Origin of the sequence: Clostridium sp. AM25-23AC (assembly GCF_003435125.1) — a bacterium.
GTDB lineage: Bacteria > Bacillota > Clostridia > Lachnospirales > Lachnospiraceae > Pilosibacter > Pilosibacter fragilis.
This window is the reverse complement of record NZ_QWGI01000055.1, coordinates 1-3,382: the sequence shown is the minus strand read 5'-3', so window position 1 is coordinate 3,382 and position 3,382 is coordinate 1. Positions and strand designations below refer to the sequence as shown.

The 3,382-nt window shown below is 46.7% G+C and carries 2 protein-coding genes and 2 pseudogenes; 3 read left to right on the top strand and 1 reads right to left on the bottom strand.

What is annotated here, in order from left to right:
• Nucleotides 1–1,015: tetratricopeptide repeat protein (locus DW677_RS17215; protein WP_147324983.1), on the top strand; the 1,015-nt coding region annotated here is incomplete at its 5' end.
• Here DW677_RS17215 and DW677_RS17210 read toward each other — a convergent pair.
• Nucleotides 961–1,263 (bottom strand): PBECR4 domain-containing protein, encoded by a 303-nt coding sequence (locus DW677_RS17210; RefSeq protein ID WP_242990729.1) that lies wholly within the window; start codon nucleotides 1,261–1,263, stop codon nucleotides 961–963. The genes DW677_RS17215 and DW677_RS17210 overlap by 55 nt on opposite strands.
• 282 nt (nucleotides 1,264–1,545) lie before the next feature.
• Between DW677_RS17210 and DW677_RS19240 the strand changes: the two are divergent.
• Both DW677_RS19240 and DW677_RS17200 read left to right on the top strand, forming a co-directional pair.
• A pseudogene (locus DW677_RS19240) lies at nucleotides 1,546–1,722 on the top strand (relaxase); the annotation flags it as partial.
• Between the two features lie 147 nt (nucleotides 1,723–1,869).
• Nucleotides 1,870–3,289, top strand: a pseudogene (locus tag DW677_RS17200) (ATP-binding protein).
• Nucleotides 3,290–3,382 lie beyond the last annotated feature (93 nt).

Here is a 3,382-nt window from a genome sequence, read left to right as displayed (position 1 = left end):
CTGCTACGAGGACGGCGAAGGCGTGGAACAGAACGAAGAAAGGGCGCTTTACTGGTATCGCCGCAGTGCCGAAGGCGGCAACGGCAGTGCCATGTGCAATCTTGGCCGGTGCTATAAAATGGGACATGGCGTGGAGCAGAATTGGCAGGAAGCCGTAAAATGGTATGAGCAGGGCGCACAGTGTGGCCATTTGCAATCCATGAATAATCTGGCATGCTGCTACGAGGACGGCGAAGGCGTGGAACAGAACGAAGAAAGGGCGCTTTACTGGTACCGGCGGGGAGCTGAGGCAGGAAGTGATTACTGCATGTACTGCCTTGGCTGGAATTACAGCAATGGCGAAGGCGTGGAACAAAATATGACGGAAGCGATCCGTTGGTATACTGCTGCCGCCGAGGGCGGAAATGCTGATGCCATGCATAATCTCGGCTGGCATTACGACCACGGCGAAGGCGTGGAACAGGATATGAAAAAGGCAATTTGCTGGTACGAACGAGCAGCAGAGCAGAACCACCCGGCTGCCATGAATAGCCTGGGCGAATGTTATGCGATGGGACGGGGCGTGCCGCGGGATTTGGAAACGGCCATGGAATGGTATCGCCGCGCGGCGGAGCTGGGCGAAGCCATGGCGGATTACAACATGGGATGGCATTTGGAGCAGGCAGGGAAGCTGTCTGAGGCGTATGCCCATTACCGCAAAGCTGCCGATGGGAATGACGACAGCGCCTGGTGGGCGTTGGGGCGTTTTTATGAAAACGGCGTCGTCGTTGCGCAGGACGGAAAGGAAGCGCGTTGCTGCTATGAAACTGGCGAGAAATTGGGCAGTGTGAAATGCAAAATGCGCTTGGCGCGCTGCAAGCTTTTGGGTATCGGCGGCCGCAGGGCAAAGAAAGCCGGTTTGGATCTATGCCGTCAGGCGTTGGAATTGGCAAAGGAGAGCAGCGAAAAAGAGGATTACGGCTATGAAGCCGAAATGAATCTTTTGCGGCGTACCATTGCGGAAAACGAATCATAAAGGACGAAAAAAGGGACGCTTCGGCGCAATGTCATGATTCCGGTTATGATTTCATCAAATACAGAACCACGATTTTGTTTTGCGATCCGCAAATCTTTCAGTTTTCCAAGACCCATCAAATGATGAAAGTCCAGTTTGGAGAAGCCAATCACCAACTCTGCGGTTTTTCCCTTTCGGCCAATAATGATCCGATATTGTATCTCCAACAAATTTTCAAATGCTTTTGCACACTTTTGTAATTTATCCATAAAACCTCTCTGTCCACATAAAGAAAGCCGCCCTGCAATGCAAGGCGGATTTGAGCATTTTCTTTCGGCTTGCAGCCTACTCCGGTTTGAGGTTACTGCACACCCCCTACTGAAAGCTCTGCATAACAAGGCATTCCGGTACGCTATTATGCTTCAACGCTTTGGCAGACACACGCCGTTGCCTACCTTGTACTATTATTATATGCAACTTTAGAAAATATGTCAATCCCCATGAAAAATCAGAAAATATCTTCTCTGCTTATGAGAAAGGAGGCTCCATCTATGGCAACCACACGCATCATGCCCCTGCATATCGGCAAGGGGCGCACTGAGAGTCAGGCAATCAGCGATATTATTGATTATGTGGCAAATCCGCAAAAGACCGACAACGGAAAACTGATTACCGGCTATGGCTGTGACAGCCGGACCGCCGATGCGGAGTTTCTGCTGGCGAAGCGGCATGATTCTTGTAATTACCATAATAGAAGGACCTCCTCTCATAAATATTTTTGTTTTCGCTGAACTCTTTGCTTCTATCGTTGCAATAACTTTCTCCGCTAGGTATAATAAAAAAGAACATTCTACAACCTCAAAGGAGGGATTTCTATGATAGAACAGCTCATTGCTGAAGCAACAGAATGTGATTTCAAAGTTGCTCTCGAAACAAAAAAGCCAAAAAGCTGGTTAAAAAAGTGTCAGTGCCTTTTCCAATGGAATCGGCGGCACTCTGTTTTTCGGAGTCTCCGATGACCGGGAGCCTATCGGCTTGTCCGATGTTCAAAAGGATGCTGAAGCGATCAGCCGCTTAATCAAAGAACGAATCACACCATTACCTCAGTTTATCTTAAAACCATTACAGGAAGATGGTAAAAATCTATTAGCTCTGGAGGTTTCTCCCGGCCGCAGCACCCCATATTATTACAAGGCAGACGGCGTGATGGAAGCATATATCCGTGTTGGAAATGAAAGCGTAATTGCCCCGGATTACATTGTGAATGAACTGATCTTAAAGGGAAGCAATCAGTCCTTTAATACCCTAACAACAGATGCGGTAAAAAAGGATTACAGCTTTACACTTCTGGAAGCAACCTATCTGGAACGGACTGGTCTCCGCTTTGAGCCATCCGATTATGTCTCCTTCGGTTTGACTGACAAAAATGGGGTCTTGACCAATGCCGGAAAGCTCATGACTGATCAGCACACAGTCTATAACTCCCGTATGTTCTGTACCCGGTGGAATGGCTTGGAAAAAGGCTCTATCTTTGATGATGCGCTGGACGATAAAGAATACGAAGGGAATCTGATTTATCTACTGAAAAGCGGCAGTGAATTTATTCGCAATAATTCCAAAGTCCGTTTTGTCAAAGAGGCACAGTATCGGGTAGACAAGCCGGATTATGCTGAACGAGCTGTGACAGAGGCTCTTGTCAATGCGCTTATCCATCGTGATTATATTGTGCTTGGCAGCGAAGTCCACATTGATATGTTTGATGATCGGGTGGAAATCACATCTCCGGGCGGTATGTTTGGCGGCGGCTCAATTCAGGAATACGATATTTACAGTATCCGTTCCATGCGACGAAACCCTGTGATTGCTGACCTGTTCCACCGCATGAAGTACATGGAACGCCGTGGAAGTGGCCTGCGCAAAATCGTCAGTGAAACCGAAAAGCTGCCTGGATACACAGAGGCATATAAGCCCGAATTTTCCTCAACAGCGACAGATTTCAGAGTCATTTTGAAAAATGTAAATTACCATCTTAGTCAGAAAGACTTAGTCAGTGACCAAGATTGTGACCAAGTTAGTGATCAAGATAAATCACAGGACATCCTACACGCAGTCTTGGATTTTTGTATAACAGAAAAAAGCAAACAAGAAATTTGCTCGTTTATTGGTTATCGAAATCTCACTTATTTTACAAGAAAATATTTGAATCCTCTACTGGCAAGTGGCCAGCTTAAAATGACTATTCCAGATAAGCCAAACAGTCGAAAACAAAAATATATTACAGTTCGTTCCGAATAAACAGAGAAGCAGGGCATTGGGTCTCATCTCCCATTGTCCTGCTACTTTTCATTCTAAATTAACCTGTTGTGCTATTTCAAATAAAACGTTTAA

Excerpts from the sequence above, each read along its gene's own strand:
- DW677_RS17210 (WP_242990729.1), bottom strand. The coding sequence starts at position 1,263 with ATGGATAAATTACAAAAGTGTGCAAAAGCATTTGAAAATTTGTTGGAG.